This window comes from Maridesulfovibrio salexigens DSM 2638 (assembly GCF_000023445.1).
GTDB classification, from domain to species: domain Bacteria; phylum Desulfobacterota; class Desulfovibrionia; order Desulfovibrionales; family Desulfovibrionaceae; genus Maridesulfovibrio; species Maridesulfovibrio salexigens.
Genome location: NC_012881.1, coordinates 2,006,550 through 2,026,657 on the forward strand (window position 1 = coordinate 2,006,550; position 20,108 = coordinate 2,026,657).

The 20,108-nt window shown below is 45.9% G+C and carries 21 protein-coding genes; 15 read left to right on the top strand and 6 right to left on the bottom strand.

Annotated elements, in window-relative coordinates; genetic code table 11:
- Positions 1–27: 27 nt before the first annotated feature.
- Positions 28–750 carry a leucyl/phenylalanyl-tRNA--protein transferase gene (aat, locus tag DESAL_RS09170; RefSeq protein ID WP_015851709.1) on the top strand — a complete coding sequence of 241 codons (723 nt, stop codon included), beginning with the start codon at positions 28–30 and terminating at the stop codon, positions 748–750.
- Here the strand turns inward: aat and fosX are convergent, their stop codons facing one another.
- Entirely contained in the window at positions 751–1,164 is a 414-nt protein-coding gene (gene fosX, locus DESAL_RS09175) for a FosX/FosE/FosI family fosfomycin resistance hydrolase (protein WP_015851710.1), read from the bottom strand.
- Positions 1,165–1,235: 71 nt separating this feature from the next.
- Entirely contained in the window at positions 1,236–1,733 is a 498-nt protein-coding gene (locus DESAL_RS09180) for a hypothetical protein (protein WP_015851711.1), read from the bottom strand.
- Between the two features lie 99 nt (positions 1,734–1,832).
- On the opposite strand from DESAL_RS09180, the gene uvrB reads away from it, so the two are divergent.
- The 5 genes from uvrB to DESAL_RS09205 all read left to right on the top strand — a co-directional run bounded on the left by uvrB (position 1,833) and on the right by DESAL_RS09205 (position 9,141).
- Positions 1,833–3,839, top strand: a complete 2,007-nt coding sequence (uvrB, locus tag DESAL_RS09185; protein ID WP_015851712.1) for an excinuclease ABC subunit UvrB — start codon at positions 1,833–1,835, stop codon at positions 3,837–3,839.
- A gap of 35 nt (positions 3,840–3,874) precedes the next feature.
- Positions 3,875–4,912 (top strand): potassium channel family protein, encoded by a 1,038-nt coding sequence (locus DESAL_RS09190; protein WP_015851713.1) that lies wholly within the window; start codon positions 3,875–3,877, stop codon positions 4,910–4,912.
- 263 nt (positions 4,913–5,175) lie between these two features.
- On the top strand, positions 5,176–6,945 hold the full coding sequence (locus DESAL_RS09195) for a BRCT domain-containing protein (RefSeq protein WP_425357284.1): 1,770 nt from the start codon (positions 5,176–5,178) through the stop codon (positions 6,943–6,945).
- Positions 6,946–7,094: 149 nt separating this feature from the next.
- Positions 7,095–7,877, top strand: coding sequence for a 4-hydroxy-tetrahydrodipicolinate reductase (dapB, locus tag DESAL_RS09200; protein WP_015851715.1), 783 nt, complete (start codon positions 7,095–7,097; stop codon positions 7,875–7,877).
- Positions 7,878–8,106: 229 nt separating this feature from the next.
- On the top strand, positions 8,107–9,141 hold the full coding sequence (locus DESAL_RS09205; protein ID WP_245543804.1) for a metallophosphoesterase: 1,035 nt from the start codon (positions 8,107–8,109) through the stop codon (positions 9,139–9,141).
- Between the two features lie 45 nt (positions 9,142–9,186).
- Here the strand turns inward: DESAL_RS09205 and DESAL_RS09210 are convergent, their stop codons facing one another.
- Positions 9,187–9,891: an SDR family NAD(P)-dependent oxidoreductase gene (locus DESAL_RS09210; RefSeq protein WP_015851717.1), complete on the bottom strand. Its 705-nt coding sequence runs from the start codon at positions 9,889–9,891 to the stop codon at positions 9,187–9,189.
- 188 nt (positions 9,892–10,079) lie between these two features.
- Between DESAL_RS09210 and DESAL_RS09215 the strand changes: the two genes are divergently transcribed.
- Both DESAL_RS09215 and DESAL_RS09220 read left to right on the top strand, forming a co-directional pair.
- A complete protein-coding gene (locus DESAL_RS09215) occupies positions 10,080–12,149 on the top strand; it encodes a GAF domain-containing sensor histidine kinase (protein WP_015851718.1) in 2,070 nt (689 codons plus the stop codon).
- Complete coding sequence (locus DESAL_RS09220) at positions 12,142–12,795, top strand: response regulator (RefSeq protein WP_015851719.1); 654 nt, start codon at positions 12,142–12,144, stop codon at positions 12,793–12,795. Before DESAL_RS09215 ends, DESAL_RS09220 begins: the two co-directional genes overlap by 8 nt.
- A gap of 27 nt (positions 12,796–12,822) precedes the next feature.
- Here the strand turns inward: DESAL_RS09220 and DESAL_RS09225 are convergent, their stop codons facing one another.
- Positions 12,823–13,635, bottom strand: coding sequence for a substrate-binding periplasmic protein (locus tag DESAL_RS09225; protein ID WP_015851720.1), 813 nt, complete (start codon positions 13,633–13,635; stop codon positions 12,823–12,825).
- Between the two features lie 291 nt (positions 13,636–13,926).
- Between DESAL_RS09225 and DESAL_RS09230 the strand changes: the two genes are divergently transcribed.
- The 7 genes from DESAL_RS09230 (at position 13,927) to DESAL_RS09260 (ending at position 18,624) form a co-directional block, all read left to right on the top strand.
- Complete coding sequence (locus tag DESAL_RS09230; RefSeq protein WP_015851721.1) at positions 13,927–14,253, top strand: putative quinol monooxygenase; 327 nt, start codon at positions 13,927–13,929, stop codon at positions 14,251–14,253.
- Positions 14,254–14,291: 38 nt separating this feature from the next.
- Positions 14,292–14,864: a flavin reductase family protein gene (locus DESAL_RS09235; protein WP_015851722.1), complete on the top strand. Its 573-nt coding sequence runs from the start codon at positions 14,292–14,294 to the stop codon at positions 14,862–14,864.
- A gap of 15 nt (positions 14,865–14,879) precedes the next feature.
- Complete coding sequence (locus tag DESAL_RS09240) at positions 14,880–15,371, top strand: flavin reductase (protein ID WP_015851723.1); 492 nt, start codon at positions 14,880–14,882, stop codon at positions 15,369–15,371.
- Between the two features lie 31 nt (positions 15,372–15,402).
- Entirely contained in the window at positions 15,403–16,227 is an 825-nt protein-coding gene (locus DESAL_RS09245; protein ID WP_015851724.1) for a nitroreductase family protein, read from the top strand.
- Positions 16,228–16,323: 96 nt separating this feature from the next.
- Positions 16,324–17,052: a hypothetical protein gene (locus DESAL_RS09250; protein WP_015851725.1), complete on the top strand. Its 729-nt coding sequence runs from the start codon at positions 16,324–16,326 to the stop codon at positions 17,050–17,052.
- A 186-nt stretch (positions 17,053–17,238) separates the two neighbouring features.
- Complete coding sequence (locus DESAL_RS09255; RefSeq protein ID WP_015851726.1) at positions 17,239–17,655, top strand: DUF5675 family protein; 417 nt, start codon at positions 17,239–17,241, stop codon at positions 17,653–17,655.
- Positions 17,656–17,730: 75 nt separating this feature from the next.
- Complete coding sequence (locus DESAL_RS09260) at positions 17,731–18,624, top strand: M14 family metallopeptidase (RefSeq protein WP_015851727.1); 894 nt, start codon at positions 17,731–17,733, stop codon at positions 18,622–18,624.
- 69 nt (positions 18,625–18,693) lie between these two features.
- Here DESAL_RS09260 and DESAL_RS09265 read toward each other — a convergent pair whose 3' ends face one another.
- Positions 18,694–19,647: a substrate-binding domain-containing protein gene (locus DESAL_RS09265; RefSeq protein ID WP_081434584.1), complete on the bottom strand. Its 954-nt coding sequence runs from the start codon at positions 19,645–19,647 to the stop codon at positions 18,694–18,696.
- Between the two features lie 166 nt (positions 19,648–19,813).
- Positions 19,814–20,086 carry a hypothetical protein gene (locus DESAL_RS09270; RefSeq protein WP_015851728.1) on the bottom strand — a complete coding sequence of 91 codons (273 nt, stop codon included), beginning with the start codon at positions 20,084–20,086 and terminating at the stop codon, positions 19,814–19,816.
- Between the last annotated feature and the right edge of the window lie 22 nt (positions 20,087–20,108).

Genomic DNA, 20,108 nt, shown 5'->3' on the forward strand with positions numbered 1-20,108 from the left:
AGATAGGCGGAAAACCAAAGGATTATTATGGTTGTTTACAGATTGATAGAAGACCCCATTTTTCCTCATCCCGATGAAGCGGAGCCGGATGGCCTGCTCGCGGTGGGAGGTGATTTGAGCCCGGAAAGGCTGCTCTCTGCTTATGCTTCGGGAATTTTTCCGTGGTATGATGAGCGTTCGCCTATTCTGTGGTGGTCGCTTGATCCTCGCTTGATATTGAATTTTGATAAGCTGCATGTTTCCCGTCGTGTAAAGCGCAAGGTTAGAAAACGGGAATATACAGTTACCTTTGACCGCGCTTTTGAAAGTGTTATCGCCAACTGTGCCCGCAAATTTCGTCCGGGGCAGGCCGGAACATGGATTCTGCCCGAAATGATCGAAGCTTATGTGAAGCTGCATAAGCTCGGTTTTGTGCATAGTGTGGAAGTATGGAACCGGGAAGGCAATCTTGCCGGTGGGCTTTATGGTGTTTCCCTCGGTAAGGTTTTTTCCGGTGAATCCATGTTTTTTCTTGAGCCTGATGCATCCAAGGTCGGTTTTTCCTACCTCGTGCAATGGCTGAAGAATCGCGAATTCCATTTTGTGGATTGCCAGCAACCGACAGATCATCTTAAATCCTTAGGAGCTGAAGAAGTCAGCAGGGAGCTTTTTTTGGATATGCTTGATGAGGCTCTGGAACACCCGGCCCTGAGGGGAACGTGGGAGTTCATGGAAGGGGAGTATGAGATGATAACGGAAGTTTTAAGCTAGTTAGTTCTTTGCGTTGTTCTTGTAGCTGGACAGGCGCATATCTAAAGTTCCTGTGTGTAACTCAAAAAGATTGTTGTCGAAGTCATAGAAATAAAGTGACCCACCTTCTCCTTCAATCCGAGGGCGCGGTGACAGGACTTCAACTCCGATAGATTTTAACTTTTCTTCAAAAGATAGCAGATCTTCTTCATCGACTTTGAAGGCTATATGTCTGTAGGAACGTTCAGTTGGTTCGCCTTTCATTGTAGCTAACCAGATTCCACCTAATAAGAAAAACTTCTCTTGTGATATGGAGAAGTTTTTGTGTTTGCTGTCGTATATTTCTTGTGCTCCCAACCCCTCACACAATAGTTTGGATGTGCGTTCCAGGTCGGTAACTATGAGGGTTATATGGCTTAATCCTTGGACTTTCATATTAACGGCAGCCTATGTTTTCATAATGGTTGCCTAAGTTCTCTTTGAGAATCTTAGGCAACCAAGAAATATTAATTATCATCACCTTCACGGGTTTCAACCAGCGGGCGGTGTGCGCCGAGGTTGTAGAGGCCGCGCAGTGCGAATGGCAGGTCGAAGTGGGGTACTTTTTCAAATTTGATCAGCCCGATATCTTTGCCTTCGGTGATGGAAGAAAGCGGCGGCAGACCTGTGGGGACAGGAAATTCCATGGGTGTGGAGAATATGGATTCAAGTCTTGATGAGTAGTGCTCCTTGAGATATTCAACAACCTGATCGCGCTCTTCCATAGTGAAGGATTCGAGGACTATCTTGCGATCCTTCTTTGCGTCAGGAATCGCATCGAGAGTGGCAGGGCTTCCGAAAAGATTATCCCATTTAATTTTGCCTTCATCAGCCTCATCCCATTCGGGACGGAAAAGATGTACTTCAACATCGCGGCGGCCTTTGAAGCTCTTGATGACCATAGATACTGCGTATCCGCGCGGACTGGGTATCTCACCGTTTTCTATTTGGATTATAGGAATCATTGCTACCTCGCAAAATGAATGTTTTAATGAGCTTGTCAGCTTGTTACTTTCTTCTCATAACTATTTTAATTTAACAGCACAAGTCGGGAACCTATCATAATGGCGAACAATTTTGAGCTTGTAAGTGACTACACCCTCAAGGGCGACCAGCCTGAAGCGGTGAAGCAATTGGTCGAAAATATTAAGCACGGCGTACAGGATCAGATTCTGCTTGGCGCTACCGGTACGGGTAAAACTTTTGCTATGGCCAATGTTATTAAGGAGCTTAATCGCCCAACATTGGTTATGGCGCCCAACAAGACTCTTGCGGCCCAGCTTTTTAATGAATTCAAAGCGTTGTTTCCGAATAATGCTGTTGAATATTTTGTCAGTTATTACGATTACTACCAGCCGGAAGCATACCTGCCGCATTCCGATACTTATATTGAGAAAGATTCATCCATCAACGATGATATTGATAAGCTCCGTCACTCCGCCACCCATGCTTTGCTGACCCGGCGAGATGTACTTATCGTGGCCTCTGTCTCCTGTATCTACGGTCTTGGTTCCCCTGAATTCTACGCCAAGATGATCATTCCGGTTGAAGAGGGGCAGGAACTTTCCATGGAAAAGCTCATGGATAAGCTGGTTGAAGTACAATATGAGCGCAACGACTACGACTTTCACCGTGGTACCTTTCGAGTGCGCGGGGATGTAATTGAGATCATTCCGGCTTATGCCCGTGAGCAGGCTTTGCGCATTGAATTTTTCGGTGACGAGATTGATTCCATACTTGAAACAGATCCGTTGACCGGGGAAGTTACCGGACGCAGACGCAAGACTGTTATCTATCCGGCCAGTCACTTTGTTTCGGATCAGGATAACCTTGAACGCGCACGTGAAGATATCCGCAATGAACTTGCTGAGACTCTGACTCTCTATAAGAAAGAGAACAAGCTGATCGAAGCGCAGCGCATTGAGCAGCGCACTATGTATGATCTGGAGATGATTGAGGAGATCGGGTATTGTAACGGAATCGAGAACTACTCCCGTCACTTGGACGGTCGTAAGGAAGGCGAGGCTCCGGCAACTCTGATCCATTATTTTCCGGATGATTTTTTGCTTTTCATGGACGAATCCCATATCGCAGTGCCGCAGGTGGGCGCCATGTACAATGGTGACCGCTCGCGTAAAACCACATTGGTAAATTTTGGTTTCAGGCTTCCTTCAGCTCTTGATAACAGGCCGTTATGCTTCGATGAATTTCTCGACAAAATCGGGCAGACCGTCTATGTTTCCGCGACTCCCGGTCCGTGGGAAATGGAGCGGGCGCAGGGGCTTGTGGTTGAGCAGATTATCCGACCCACCGGATTGCTTGATCCTGAGATTGAAGTCCGTCCTGTTAAGGGGCAAATGGATGACCTGCTTGCAGAGTGTAAAGAACGCGAGAAGCGTGGCGAGCGGGTGTTGATCACTACCCTGACCAAACGTATGGCTGAAGACCTGACTGAGTATTTCAATCAGATGGGCGTGGAAGCCAAATATCTGCATTCAGACATCGACACAATGGAACGTATGGCTATTATTCAGTCCTTGCGCGCCGGAGAGTTCGTGGCTCTTGTCGGTATTAACCTGCTGCGAGAAGGACTTGATATCCCGGAAGTTTCCCTTGTTGCCATCTTGGATGCGGATAAGGAAGGTTTCCTGCGTTCGACTCGATCTTTGATTCAGACCTTTGGTCGTGCGGCTCGTAATGCTGAAGGGCGGGTTATTCTTTATGCAGATAATGTGACTAAATCCATGCGTACTGCCATAGACGAAACTTACCGCCGCCGTGCCAAGCAGATGGAGTACAATGAGGCTCATGGTATAGTGCCTCAGACCATCGCTAAATCACTGGATAATATGTTGGGAACATTGTACTCTGATAATTGGTCGGGTAGTGAAGTTAAGATTGCGGCAGAAGATGTTGCAGAGTATGGACTTGATCCCGCAAAAATGGAAAAAGAAGTTCGCAAGCTTGAGAAGGATATGCGCAAGTATGCGGCAGAGCTCGAATTTGAAAAGGCCGCCGAGCTGCGAGACCGCATTCAGGTTTTGCGAGAGAAGATTCTTAGTCTCGGATAATATTATCGGTTAACAATCAATCTGGACTGTCAGGAATGAAATCCAAATCCCTATTTGTAAAGCTGCTCCGCTTAAGGCGTGATTTCGGAATGTTCTGGGGGCTTATCTCCGGTTTCATTTATATGACGCTTGTTTTTATTGGCGGAATTGTCGGCTATATGTGGATTGAGGGATGGAATTTACTGAACAGCTTTTATATGGTTGTCATCACTCTTTCCACTGTGGGATTCATGGAAGTATTGCCTTTGTCCGATCAGGGCAGGTTTTTTACCTCCATTCTTATACTCGGTGGTGTGGGTGGTTTTGCATATTTGATCGGTGCTTTTTCACAATTGTTGGTGGAAGGGCGGTTGCAGGCAATTCTAGGGAGACGCAGGATGCAGAAGACAATCGGAAAACTCAAGAATCATATCATTGTCTGCGGTTATGGTCGTATCGGGGCCATTGTGACCAAAGAGGTCATGGATGAAGGTCTTGAAATTGTTGTAATCGAAAGCAATCCAGAGCTGATTGCTCAGATGGAAGCTGCCGGGATCGCTTGTATTGAGGGTGATGCCACCAGTGACGAAACTCTTAAGCTGGCCGGATTGCAGAATGCCAAGACCCTGATTGCCGCACTTTCTGATGAAGCCGCCAACGTTTATGTGACCCTTATCGCCCGCCAGTCCAATGTTAAGGTGAATATTATTGCCCGTGGTAATGATACTGCCAGCATCTCCCGGCTCGAATTTGCCGGAGCCGACAGAGTGGTCCTGCCGCACACTATCGGTGGAATCCGTATGGCCCAGTCAGTGCTTAGACCTACGGTGACAAACTTTCTCGATATCGCCATGCGTGGTAAAATCGACTTGCAGATGGAAGAACTTTTCGTTACCGATTCTTCCGAGCTTGTAGGGCTGGATCTGATTGAATCCAAGATTCGCCCCCGGTTCAACCTGATCATTATTGCCATCCGTAAAGGTAATGGCGAAATGGTCTTCAATCCCGGTCCCAAAGAAGTCATCGAAGCAGGTGATACTCTGCTTACCGTCGGTAAACTTTCCGACCTTTCTGCTATTAGCAAGATTCTTTAAGAATGCCTCCGGCGGCTCTCCGAGGGGCAGCGTTGCTCTCTGTATCCGTAAGGCTCGAGCAGGAAGCTCTCGCCTTACGGCTATAGGTAAGAAGCTTTTTGGGAAAAGTTTCTCTGGACTCTTCAAAAACTTGAGTAGGGCTTCGCTGTTGTGTTCGCAAAATTCCTTTTTAAAATATAAAGTTTATAGTGAAGAATAAAAACAAAGAAATTAAAGATTTAGTTGCGCTTCTAGAGAAGCATAACGAAGCATATCGCCGTGGTATGCCTACTATTAGCGATGCTCGTTATGATGAGCTAACTGAGCAGCTTCGTGACCTTGATCCTGAAAACCCTTTCCTGACAAATGTAGAGCCTGAGAATTTCAGCGAAAAGGTTGAGGTGCGTCATCCCCGGCCTATGCTATCTACCGAGAAAGCCTACACAACTGAAGAGCTTGAGCGATTTGTTTCCCGTGTTGAGAAGGAAGCAAAAGCAATGGGTATCAAGGAAGTTACTTACCGGATTACTCCCAAGCTTGATGGCCTTGCCGCCCGTGATGACGGGAAGGTTTTTGCTACTCGCGGTAACGGTGAGGTTGGCTATGAAATCTCCAGCGCTTTTACCAAGGGAGTGGTTGCTGTAGGCGGACGCGGGCAGGGCGTTGGCGAGATTGTTTGCAGTCTTGAATATTTCGATGAGCATTTGGCAAATTCTTTTGAACACCCGCGCAATATGGTTGTTGGGATTATTACCTCGGATAAGGTAAATGAAGCTTCCAAGCAGGCTTTGCAGGATGAGGCCGTTCGCTTTGTGCCTTACAGCACTTTGCCTAAGAAGGTTGTTAACGGCGAAGAACTGGTCAGCCGTGTCTGGGAAATTACTGACGAACTTTGGGAAGCTGCTGATTATCCGCTGGACGGTATGGTTGCGGAAGTTACTGATACTGCTTTGCAGGAACGTCTTGGCGCGACAGCCCATCATTACCGCTGGCAGATAGCTATCAAGAAGAAGGGCGAGTCTGCAGTAACTGAGGTTGAAGGTATCCGCTGGCAGGTAGGACGCATGGGTGCGGTTACTCCGGTCATGGAAGTTAAGCCTGTCTCTGTTTCCGGTGCGACCATCCGTAACGTCACTGCTCATAATGCCGGAATGCTACGTGATCAGTCCATCGGCATTGGCGCGACTATTCGTATCATTCGCAGCGGTGAGGTTATTCCCAAGCTGGAGGAAGTTATCAAGCCCGCACAGGAAGTGGAATTGCCTGCTGAATGTCCTTCGTGCGGTGCAGAACTTTTCTGGCAGAATGACTTTCTGAAATGTCCCGATTTCAGCTGTCCGGCTCGTGTGGAGCAGCGTTTGGAATACTGGTTCAAGACTCTCGGCAATGCAGATTGGTTCGGTAAGAAAACCATCGCCAAGCTGGTTAAGGCTGGGCATAATTCCCTTGAATCAGTTTACACCATGGCCGAAGATGATTTTCAGAAGCTTGGTTTTGGTCCAGTGCAGTCCACCAATCTGGCGGAAGCACTTTATATAAGCAAGACCAAGGAAACCGATGACTGGCGTTTTCTGGCTGCTTTCGGGATTCCCGATCTCGGCAAGGCGGATAGCCGTAAGCTTTTGGGTTATTTCAAGCTTGAAGACGTTGTGAACGTTAAACAGGAACAGCTCATCGAGTTGCACGGTTTTGGCGATATCACCAGTCATTCAGTTACAGAGGGGATCGCTGCGATTAAAGAAACTATCCTGCATATGCTGGAATTTGATTTCAACCTGCGTAGAACCCCGCTGGTTTCCGAAACTGAATCTATGGAAAGCCCCATCACAGGTAAAGGGATCGTTTTTACCGGAAAAATGGAGCAGGGCAGCCGTGAAGACATGCAGGCCATGGCAAGACGGCTTGGCGCAAAAGTTCAGACTTCTGTAACCGGCAAGACAGACTTTCTCGTCTGTGGTAGCAAAGTTGGAGCCAAGAAGATCGAATCCGCTAAAGCCAAGGGCGTTGAGATCATGAAAGAGTCAGAGTTTATGGATATAGTAAACGCGAGCTAAAGCAAAATTTATAAAAAGCCAGTGGCAAAGCCCTATTAAAAGTTTTTGGGATTCTTAAACCCTTTTTTCAAAAAGGGTTTAAGCCGCCGGAGGCATAATCTTTTCAATAAAGCGCGAAGCGCATCAAATTAAATTTCAAGGAGCCTAATATGACTGATGTAGTAATTATTGGAGCGAAGGGTCGCATGGGCGACACACTGGTTCGCTGCGTACAGCAGAGTGATGATCTGAAACTTGCAGCAGTCATGGAACGTTCCGGCTGCGAAGAGGGGCTTGATTCTCTGGGCTGTGTTTGCGGCACTGATGCTCAGGAAGTGCTGACCAAGGTCCCCGGTGCTGTAGTTGTTGACTTCACTTCCCCTGCTGCGACTTTGAAACTGCTCGAGATTGCATCTGTTACCGGCAACCCGGTTGTTATCGGTACTACCGGCATGACTAATGAAGAGCTTGCACAGGTGGAAGAATTCGCTAAGAAAGTTCCGGTATTCCTCGCTCCGAACATGAGTGTCGGCGTGAACGTGCTGCTCAAGGTTCTGCCCGAACTGGTGCGCATGCTTGGTGATGCTTATGATATGGAAATGACCGAAATTCATCATAACAAGAAAGTGGACTCCCCAAGCGGAACCGCACTTAAGCTGGCTCAGTGCATGGCTGAAGCACGCGGCCTTGTTTATGATGAAGTTAAAAAGCATTCCCGTGACGGTATTATCGGTGCCAGAACCAAAGATGAGCTTGGCGTAATGGCAGTTCGCGGCGGTGACGTTGTGGGTGACCATACTGCATATTTTCTCGGACCCGGTGAACGCATCGAAGTTACACACCGTGCGCACTCCCGTGAAACTTTCGCTCAGGGCGCGCTCCGTGCCGCACGTTGGCTCTCCGAGCAAAAGCCCGGTAAGCTCTATGATATGGCTGATGTGCTGGATGTCTAGCAGACTAGATCGCTGATTAGTTAATTTTAAAAGGCTGTACCATTCCGGTGCAGCCTTTTTAATTTTTACGAGCAAAGTCTGATGTTTTTACAGCTGCCTATTCTTAGTATAAAGTTGGCTTAGTCTAACAATATTAAATTTGATCATCAGGCTGAATATGTCTTTTTATGTCAGAGCTACAATTACTTATTTTCTTTTTTATCTGTATATCCGGCTTTGGATTTGCAGGTTGCTGGTTGACAACCCCAAAATCAAACGTGGGGTGCTTACTGCTACTGATTTGATGACTCTTGTCATGCCGATCACGGTCTTTTTCCCGGAGCATTTACCATATTTGCTTAAGATTTTCATGCAGGGCGCCGGCTATAGCTGGGCAGCGATCATCGCCTGTATGGTTCCGGTAGGGCTATGCTTTGAGCCGATCCGCTGGGGCATCAAGCTTCTCGGCAACGGTATAAAAGTGCCGAGGCTGAAGGTGTTCGGAGCGCTTTGTCTCATCTCTATTGTGATGACTGTTGGTGGGTATATTAATGCCACTTCGCCGACGGTTAAGGAAGTTGCATTTGATCTTTCTAATGGTAGCAAAGAGGCCAAAGAATACCGTGTGGTGATGTTTTCAGACTTGCATGCCGGAAAGCTGATGACCCGAGACCGTGTTGCTGCGGTTGTAAATATGGTCAATTTAATGAAACCGGATATAGTGCTTATGGTCGGTGATGTCTTGGATGACCACGACAGTGAATTGACCGGAGCGGTTGAAGAGCTTGCTCTGATCAAAGCTCCTCTGGGTAAGTTTGCAGTGCTGGGCAACCACGAATTTTATCTCGGCAACAATTGGTCCCGGAGTATTCTGGAAAAGCAGGGAATAAAAGTGCTGGGCGATAGCTCCACTGTGGTGGATGATCGTTTCTTATTGGTCGGGCGCAATGATTTTGCAAACATTCGTGGTGGGGGACTTGTCCGTGCTGTACTAAGGAATGTGATTCCTAAGGGAAATCAGCTGCCGATCATTCTTATGGATCATACACCGCATGAACTTGAAGAGGCTGAACAGAATAATGTGTCCTTGCAGGTTTCAGGGCACACCCATAACGGGCAGTTGTTTCCTTTTAATCTGGTTGTGAAGCGTATTTATGAAGAAGAGTACGGAATTTATCAGAGAGGGGACACTCGTTATTATATCAGTTGCGGTGTCGGAATATGGGGGCCGCCGTTACGCACTACAGCCAGACCGGAAGTGGTACTGATGAAGATTCGGATTTAGATGGTTTATGTCCGGGGAGATTGTTAAATCTCCCCGGATTTTTAATTATCTGGGGAATGAACCGTTATTGATATCAATGCAGGTTCCGTTGATGTATTCTGGGCAGTCAGTTGCCAGCCAGTGCATGGCGGAAGCTACTTCTTCCGGTTTGCCGAAGCGTCCGGTGTAGACCGCGGCTTTGATTGCGTCACGGCGGGCTTGGGGAATTGTGTGCAGCATGTCGGTTTCAATGGGACCGGGAGCAACTGCATTTACCACGATTCCGTGAGGGCCGAGAATTTTTGCAAAGCTTTTGGTCATGTTGATGACTCCGGCTTTGGTAATTCCATACCATACATCGGGGTGCCCGATCTGTCCGGCGATCGATGCGTTGTTGACAATACGACCGTACTTTTTGTCTTTCATTGATTCGGAAACGGCGGTAATCAGGGCCACCGGAGCCTCAATGTTAATCTTGAGGACTTGATCTACGCTTTCAGCGGTATATTCGTCATACGGTGTTGCGTACATAACTCCGGCATTGTTGATAAGCACATCGATTGCAGGCAGTCCGGCAATGAATTCAGGGATTCCTGCTACATTTTGAAAATCGAATTTTTCGGTTCTTACCTGCGGATGCTGGTTGTACTTGAAGTTTGAGAAATCACGGGCCGCGACGATTACGTTGGCTCCGTCTGCGATGAACATCTCGGTAAGCTCAAGGCCGATCCCCTTGTTTCCGCCGGTAATTAAGACAGTTTTATTTTCCATTATGAGTTCCTTTATTAGTTTTTGAAGTGATACTTTAAGTTTGGGTGAACTAGTAAAGCCTAAAGGAATTCGGAAATCAAGGGTTCATCTATTTGTCTGATTCTTTCATCATTTGACTCTGCTATCAGATAAATTAAGAATTGAATTTCAGGGCCGGTCCGGAAAGCGGAATTGGCCGGAGATTAACTATGAAGAATGATAAATTAAAAGAAATCGGTGAATACCTGCTGAAAGATATTGATTTTGCAGTAACAAGATTTGCCGAAATGATGATAGAGCACCAGCCGCGCTGGTATGCTGGTCTAGGGTTGGAAGAGTGCAAAAGGATCGCTTCTTACGGCGTGAGCATGAGTCTTGAATGTTTCATCCGTGGTGACTTGGAGCCTATGGGTAATTATTTCAATAGTTGCGCTGAAATCAAGCTTGACCGCGGTGTTGGCATTCGTGATGTGGTCGAAGGTACTTTGCTTGGCAAACAGGCTTTTATTGCTGTGGGTATGAAGTTTTATACCGAGCAGGCTGATCTGCTTGAGTTCCTTGCAGAGCTTGAGGATTATTATGTTCAGGTCCTTACTCTGACTGCGGATCGGTATTCAGGGATGCTTCTTTCCCGTTTGAATGCCGAACATGTGCGTAATAAACTTTTGCTGGAAGCATCCCGAACTGTAACCAGTGCCCTTGATCCTGATGAAGTTTTGAGCCGGTTGGCAGAGGTTTTGGCCGGAACTGTGGGTGAAGGCTGTTGTACTATTTTTCTGGTCAATCCTGAGACAGGCGGACTCGCTCCCTGCGCCGGATTTGGGTACGGCTCCAAGGAGTGTCAGAGTGCTTTGCAGGGCTTAAGGTTATGTCCTTCCGGCAGTACTCTCAGCAGTGTGGACGGTAAAAGCTACGGTTTTTGTTCTTCCAATAAAGCCAGCTCAACTTTTGCAGATATTCTCCCTGAGGCGGTTCGTTCCGGAAGTGCCTCTCTATTTCATATCACCAACAGTGACCGCATGGTCGGCGTTGCGCTTGTTTCCTCTGAAAAGCCCGGATTTACGTTTGATGCCGCCACTACTGAATTGATCGGCGGTATTCTGAATACTGTTGCGGTTGCCATTGAAAGTGCCGCTGCCGCGCGCCAGACAAAGCGCCAGCTTATGGAAAGTGAAAGCCTACGCCGGGTTGCCAATGTGCTCTTGCAGAGTCCTGAAGGCAAGAATGGCAGTGTTCTCAGCCTGATCGCTGATGAAGCCAGAACTATTGTCAATGGAATGGGAAGCGTGTTGATGCTGCTTGAGGGCGATTCTCTGCATTGCGTTTGCGGTTCAGGTGCCCCTAGATGTCCTATGGAATTTTATCCTGTGGAATCCACCTATTACGGCAGCGCTTTTCAAACCGGGGAAACTATCATTGTTCGCGATGCCCAGAGTGAAATTCCGGAAGCTGAGCGTAGTGAAGAACTTCGTACGCTGATAGTTGTGCCTTTGCTGGAAGGAGATAAGAAGCTTGGTTTGCTGATGGTCTCCAACAAGAGCGGCGGGTTTGACCATGCTGATAAGCGCATTATGGAAATGTTTGCGGCACAGGCGGTTCTGGCATTACGCAACAGTCGTATGTTCGAGCAAAGTGAAAAGCTGGTAGTACAGGGTGAACGTCAGCGTTTGGCCCGTGAACTGCACGATTCTGTGACTCAGGCTCTCTATGCGATTACCTTTTGTTCCGATGCTGCCGTACGTTCCTTTGAATCAGGCAAGAGTGGTGCGGCTATTGAGCAACTCAAGGCTTTGCAAGGCATGGCTCAGCAGGGCATGCGGGATATGCGCTCTCTTATTTTTGACCTTCATCCTCCGGAGCTGGAAAGCGAAGGTCTGGTGGGGGCGATTCAGGCGCGCTTGAATTCCGTTGAAATACGCTCCGGTCTTGGGGCAGATCTATTTGTGGAAGGCGATGAAAGGCGTTTGCCCCTGCGTGTAGAGGAAGAACTCTTCCGTATTGCTATCGAGGCTTTGAATAATTCCACCAAGCATTCAAAGGCCGAATCTGTTACTGTGAAGGTCGATTTTGCTGAAGGTAAGACCGTTGTTCAGATAATTGATGATGGTCAGGGATTTGATATTGCAACATTGCCTACGGGCGGTATGGGGCTGCGCGGGATTCGTGAACGGGTTGAGCGTATTAATGCCCATCTTGATATAAACAGTGAATCCGGAAAGGGCACTGTGCTGACTGTAAAAGTTTTTGACGTTGAAGGGACTGGAGGCGGAGATGAGTGATGTAATTAAGGTTTTGCTGGTTGATGACCACGATATAGTACGTATAGGTGTGCGTAGTTTTCTGGGTAGTTTTGATGATATCAAGGTTGTCGGTGAGGCCGCCAACGGTCAGGAAGCCGTGGAAATGACCGCTGAACTTTCTCCTGATATTATTCTTATGGATATGCTTATGCCGGTTATGGACGGTATTCAGGCTATTCGCGAGATACGGGATCGTAAGCTTCCGGGTCGGATAATAGCCCTGACCAGCTTTGCCACCGACGATAAGCTTTTTCCGGCTATTAAGGCGGGAGCTATGGGCTATCTGCTCAAGGATTCCACCCCGGATGAACTGTTGGAAGCTATCCGCCGTGTGCACCGGGGAGAACCTTCACTTGCTCCTGATATTGCTCGTAAGGTGCTTTCCGAGCTATCCCAGCCGGGCGAGGATTCTGAAACTCCCACTCCTGATCCGCTTACGCCGCGTGAGCTTGATACTCTCAAGCTGGTAGCCAAAGGTAAGAGCAATAAGGCCATTGCTGAGGAAATGTTTGTCAGTGAGGCTACTGTTCGTACTCACATGACCAGCATTCTTTCCAAGCTGCATCTGGCAAATCGTGTGGAAGCCACACTGTATGCTCTACGCGAAGGTATTGCTTCTCTTTAAGGTTGGAATTTATGATCCGGTACGGAGTTAATTCGTGCCGGATTGTTCGTCTTGCCGTACCATTTGCATGTATTTCTTTATGATACTGTCTATTCTTCCATTCCTTGTCATAGTCTGAATAGCTTTCTCGAATTCAGGCAGTATTTCGACATATTTACTTTTTTTGCTGATGAGTAGGTGGAAAGGTATGCAGTCGACCGTGCCGTTTGTCTGTACTATTTTCTGCGAAAGATTCTTTTTTTTGATTTCAATCCATGCTGAAACAGGCCACTCAATTACAATGTCACCTCTTTTATATGCCAGCATCGGCCAAACATTATCAGGTCTTGAGGCTTCATACGTTTTAATTCCAAGGGATTGAATATTGTTCTTGTTCCATCCATTCCCGACATAAGTGATTATTGAAAGACCTGTTCTTTCTATGTCTTCCGGTGTTTTTACCTGATCAATGGATGCTTCTTGAGGATTATTCTTGTATGTGAATAGCTGGAGATGTTTATGATAAAATGGTGTGGGGTGGGTTAAAGTATATTCTGATCTCTCATCAGTGCGGACAGTCATAATTGCATCGGCTTTTCCTGTTCTTACGTAGTTCTGGCATCTCGCCCAAGGATATGATTCCCACTTAATCTCTACGTTAATACTGTTCATAGCTTCTGATACTATTTCATAAAAAATACCGGACCTAGTTCCGTCTTTTTCAGTCCTGAAGAGTGGCCAGTAATCACTGTATGTTATGATTATTGGATCATTTTCTGCGTAACACTGTGGGGTGGATGTTATAGAAATAACACAGATTAGAATTGAAATTATAAATATGTTATTAAGATAGATCCTCATTTGTTTCTCCATTGCATAGAAACAATAACAATAATGACAGTAATAGCAACTATTAATATTTTAAAATTCAACTTGCATTAATTTTATGTGGTCCGGTTGAACAATTTAAAAATATTCAAGTTTTACGATCTCTACGACAAATGTCGTGGAAAATGAAGTTGTACGTTCATCATTCCAGTGGATGTGTATTGTTGAGTCTTTTGTCTATAAAATTGGAAATGGATGAGAGTGAACCTGAAAGCTCGTCCAGACAAAATAAGAATTAACTACATCAGATAAAAAAGGAATGTTATGTTCTGCAGGGATAATTTTATTATTACCGCACGTTTACAAGCTCAGCCCGGGAAAGAGGCAGAGCTGAAACAAGTCCTTCAGGAAGGGGTACGAGCATGCTTCGGTCAGGAAGGTTTGCTTATATACAACTTGCATCAGGATAAGGATGATCCTTCCGTATTTTTACTTTATGGTCATTTTACTTCCGAAGCATCGTATCGCATGCATATGGATAGCGAACCTATTCGAAAGGCTTATGATCAAGTTGTCGGCTTTATTGAAGATGGTCCAGAAATTAAGTTCTGGAATATACTTGAAAAAGTAGGCCGTAGCTGTGGTTTCTGATAGAAAGTGCACTAATTTTTAAATGAGAGGATGATCAAATGAAACAATCACTCAAGCCTAATACAATTGCTATGCCTACACCGGTTTGGTGCGTAGGCAGCTACGATAAAGATGATAAGCCAAATGTGATGACTATTGCCTGGGGTGGCATTTGCTGTTCTTCTCCACCCATGCTGACTATCTCCCTGCGCAAAGCTACTTACACCTACGGGTCAATTATGGAGCGCGGCGCATATACTGTATCCATTCCTTCAATCGAGCACGCTGCTGAAGCAGATTATTTTGGAATGGCCAGCGGGAGGGATGCTGATAAATTCGCTGTTTCAGGTCTGACTCCGGTTCGTTCCGAAGTTGTGGACGCTCCTTATGTCGATGAGTTTCCTTTCATCTTTGAATGCAAGGTTGTTGAAACAGTTGAGTTGGGTCTTCACACCCAGTTCGTTGGCGAAATTGTAGGTATCAAAGCTGACGATATAGTTCTTAATGAGAAGGGAAAACCCATGATCAGCAAGGTTAATCCTTTCATTTTTGATCCAAATAGTCGTGATTATCTGGCCATTGGAGAAGTCATTGGCCGGGGATTTAATATCGGTAAAAAATTTATGGAATAATTGGTGAGATAAAAAATGGGAATTGCTCATACACTTTTTGGCGGCCATGTGGATGGTCGCCCTGATTACCTTCCTCTGGTCGCAAAACCGCGCATTAACAGCAAGCTATCGCTTGTCGCAATAGAAATTGACAAAGGCAGTGAATTGCATGCCCGGATTATGGAAGAGGCAGAATTCAGCCTGAATATATTTTCCGGTAAGGTTCTGGATTGTCTGGGGCTTGAAACTTCGTTGTCTGATAAGAACAAGTGCTGTGACGGGCGTTGTGTCAGTTTCTACGGGGAATCTGGTGCTGCTCCTATGTTGGAGGTTGCTCCTCTTGCGCTTGAATGCAGGATTTATGAAACGGTTGATCTGAATAAATCTTCCTTTGTCATGGCTGAGATAACAAGCAGTTGGAGCAAGGGTGTTTGTTTGAAAGAGAAATGTCCTCTGCCTACTGTTGAAGCTCAGTCGATTCTATTGTCTGACATGAAAGGGCGGATGGATATTGTTCCGGTTGTCTAAATATAACCAGTAAAAAATATGCGGAGTAAGTATGTTGAATTTCACCGTAAATGAAGAGCTTTGCATTAAATGCGGTCTTTGCGCACAGGATTGTTTTCCCGGAATCATTGAGCTGGATGAATATCCTAAGATCACAGATGAACAAAAATGCTTTAAGTGTCAGCACTGTATGGCTGTCTGTCCCACTGGGGCAATCTCGATTTTCGGCATTAAACCTGAAGCTTGCACTCCGCTTAAGGGCAATCTTGCTGATGAAGATGCGTTGGCATCCTTGATCAAAGGTCGCCGTTCAGTTCGTGCATATAAGCCGGAGCCGTTGGAGCCTGAAAGGATTCAGAAGCTGCTTGATGTCGCATGGCATGCCCCGACAGGCGTAAACTCCCGCTGCGTACATATTACCCTCATGGATGATCCTGATTCGGTAAAAAGATTCCGCGAGGAAATATATGATCGGCTTGAAGATGCCCTCGAAAAGGGTGTTTCAGAAATCCCGTATGTAGCCAATCTGTTTAAGATGGTCTGTCTGCAGATGAAGGAAAACAATGTTGATGTGCTTTTTCGCGATGCACCGCATTTTATCGTTGTCTCTGCCCCGGAAAGTGCTCCCAGCCGAGCCGCAGATATGACGATTTTTCTTTCATATTTTGAACTAATGGCCCAATCCATGAAGATCGGAACACTCTGGAACGGTTTACTCAAGCGAGTCATTGAGTCTATTCTTCCGGATATGAAAGAACGGCTAGGTATTCCTGAGGATCACGAACTCGGATACGCAATGCTATTCGGTAACCCTGCTGTTAAGTATCAGCGCACTGCTGAGCGTGGTGAGGCCCGGGTAAGAAGGGTTGAGTGGTAGTCGTTTTTACTAAATGGTTTTTAATGGCCCGGTATTTCGAAATGGAATACCGGGCTTTTTTATTGCCCTGCGCTGCCAGACGCGTACTATGGAGTAATGAAAGAATCCTGCAAATACTTACAGGCCGCGCGTTATTTGGGTATGGCCATTCTGACCATTCTGCTGCTTCAATCCTGTATGGTCGTTGTGCATGAATTTACGCATAGCACTATGGCTTATCTGTTGGGTGAAATGAAAAGCCCGCTTGGGATTGTTTGGGGAAATCCGATAATGATGACCGGTTGGGACGAAGGAGTTAATTATTCGCGGATCTTCGCTGAAGGAAATGATTGGCATGCTGCAGCCATTGGGTTCAGCCCGTTGGTAATGCATTCCATTGTAACGTGTGTTTGTCTTTTTCTGCTCAATGCAAAGGAGTTGCGAAACAGGTGGGCGTATCATTGGGTTTATTGGCTTGCCGTAGTGAATTTGATGGAATTGGTTGCCTACATCTACATGCGAGCCTTTGCTGATCATGGAGACGTGGGGCGTTTTAACCAAGGTATGCACCTTTCTGCTTGGTGGGTTTTCCTGCTGGGAGGATCATTCGTAACTTGGATGCTCTGGCACTTGTTTCGTTATTCCCTGCCGCGATTACAGGATTTCTTTGCTGCTAATAATTCCGTATGCGCTTGGTCTATGTTGTGCCTGATTTCGTTCACCATATTTCTATGGGGAAGTGGCATACGGGTTATGGCCTATGTGGATGGAGTGCAGAGTCTGTTCGGGGTGGCAGGCATTTTGATCTTTTTCGCAACATTAATAGTTTTTCGAGTGCGACTATAAATGAAAATACCCGTCTTTCAATTTGAAGGGTGGTTTTTTTTATTCTGCCTTATAAATAAGGCTAATTGATCAGGACCCTGTCAAGCTGGGCGATGACCGCATTTCACTCAAAGATAAAGATAAGCTTGAAAGCGTGCAAATGCGATTTATTCAAGTTTAACTTTAACTTTTTTACGGAGTGTTTTTATGCGGAAAGTAGAATTGATACGTGTGGAATCAACAGATGAATCTACTCTTGGGGCGCTGCTGGTCGACGGTAAATCCATATGTTGGACTTTGGAGGAGCCTTGGCGTGACAATCAGCAGAATATTTCGTGCATACCTGTCGGTCGATATCCTATCAAGCTTGAGTATTCACCTTCTAGGCGGTGTGAATTGTGGACGGTTAAAGATGTTCCGGGTCGGTCTTATGTCCGAATCCATAAGGGCAATACTGTTGATGATACTGAAGGTTGTCCAATCACGGGGACTAAACCGGGGTATTTGGAAGGAAAACGGGCAGTGCTTGGCAGCCGGGAAGCCTTTAAGGTGTTTATGGATGCTATGGGCGGAAGCAGTGAAGGAGTTATTGAAATTTCATATTCATCGGCGAAGAAATCCTAGGCAATTACGCAGCATAATTTTCCTTGATTTACAACATGATAAGTTAGAAGATAGTTCGCAAATACAGGGGGAGTTATGAATAAAATTAAGTGGGGACAGGAAGAAAAGAAACAATGGCTGGAACAGGCAGTCATTGAAAAGAATTACAGGCAGGATGTCTTGGACAGAATTTTCGCACTGCCTGATACATATCGTGTAGAGCAATACGGTCAGCTCTCATATGATCCTGAACGTTATCCGTTATACGCACTCCTTTCCAAGGATTGGGTTGAGGGTAAACGCACAGCCTTAATTACTGCCGGTGTTCATGGCTATGAAGTCGGCGGGATTTACGCAGCTCTTGAGTTTTTGGAAACAACAGCTTCGGAGTATGCGGATAAGTTCAACCTTGTGGTTGTCCCGTGCGTAAGTCCTTGGGGATATGAGACGAATAACCGTTGGAACCCGTATACTGTTGATCCTAACAGGTCCTTCTGCGGTGAAAATAAAGCGGAAGAATCCACTTTTTTGAAACAGTTTGCGGCTACTATTCCCGGTGATATTGCCGTTCATATTGACCTGCACGAAACTACAGACCGGGACAAAACTGTGTTCCGTCCTGCACTGGCAGCAAGGGACGGAGTGGAATGTGCCCGTGAAGATATTCCGCAGGGTTTCTATCTTGTTGCGGATGAGGATAGGCCGGAACTTCCATTTCAGGAAGCTGTTGTCCGTTCTGTAGAAGCGGTTACTCCCATTGCCGAAAAGGATGACGAAGGGAATATTCTTGGTGAGCCTGCTGTTGCTCATGGAGTTATTTATTACCCCATGCGTGAGTTAGGATTGAGCGGAACACTTACTAATGCACGCTTTCATACCACGACTGAAATATATCCTGACGGCGACTGGATGACTCCGGAGTCAAGTGTTGAAGGGCAGATTGCTGCTATTCGTGGCGGTTTGGATTATGTTGTTAATTCTCAGGAATAACCGTCTTAACGGTCTATTTTGAAATAAAAAATCCCCTTGTCATGTTGGTTCTGACAAGGGGATTAATTGTTATTGATTACGTTCTTTCAGCCCCAGTACTTCATGAATTTTAGGGTCTGAGACATTATCTTTGGTTATCAGGTATACATCCGTTATTGCTTCAGCAGGAATCTTGTGCCCTCTGGCTGCCATTGCCGCTTGGTTAACCGCAATTCTTCCTATTTCATATGGGTCCTGTGCTACACCTGCGGTGATTTTTCCATCGCTTATCCCCTGAATCATGTCCGGGTCCGGGTTGAATGCAATAAACTTAAGTCCTTTAAGCTTGTTTAATTCTTCGAGTGTCTTAAGCAATATTTCGCTACTGCTTTCATTAAAGCCGACAACGGCATTGATCTTCTTTTTCTTGTTCGGATTGTCGTTGCCATACATGGCTACGCGAATTTTGGACGAACCTCTTTTGTGCTCTTCTCCCACATAGATAGCTTTGCCGATTTTAAGTTTTGATTCCGAATCCTCAAGTTGAGCCTTAAATCCTTCAATCCTGCTATTTACAGGGGAGTTGCCTTTGACAAACATACCCAGAACAATCGTTCCGGAATCCTTCATTTCTTTTTGCAGAAATTCCGCAGCGAGCTTCCCACCCTTGAAGTTGTCGGAGTGTACGTATCCTGTTTCAGCATTTCCATGCACTTTCGAAACCATTTGAATGACGGGAATTCCTTTATGCATGGCTTTTTTTATGAATTTTTTCATCCTCAAGCTATGTACCGGAGAGATTGCAATCGCATCCATTTTGTGTTCGATGCACCAGTCAATTTCAAGTTTTTGTTCTTTAAAGTCTCCAAGTCCTGAAGGGCTAAGCCAGTAGAGTTTGATATTGCCATCATCGGTCGCAGCTTTGACCGCACCTTTTTTTAATAGTTGCCAGAAGTCCAGGTCGCCTCGTTCCGGTATTACTGCGATTTTAGTTTTTTGCGATTCGGATGTATCCGCAGCACTAACGGGGTACGCAAAGAGCAGGGCGGAAAAAAAGAAAAATCAATAAAGTGGTTATTTGAGGTAGTTGCATTCTGGTGCGTGATATCATCTGATCTCCTTGGAATATGGGTGAGAGGTCATTTGCTGGCTAGTGTAACCTTGGCGAATTCTTCATTCAAGGGCGAATCTCCTATTTGGTGTAAGGTGATTATCTTTTAACCCACCCCCTAATTCTCATACATTTGTCAAATTCTTTTGTTCTGCTGTAATTAGCGGAAAATTGAGCACTGTTGGTTGTTATTGTCTTTGATCTATCCTCATTATCAATTTGTAGTTTCTCTGTTGTGCGTTTTTCACATTCTTTTCTATCCTTTTTGAATTCCACTTTAGCAACAGCCTGATCGGGATAGTTGGCATTGTGCCATGATGAACATCCAGTTAGAGCAATTAAGAATACTGAAAGGGTGGCAAATATTTTCATATTGAATCTCTTCTAGGAATCG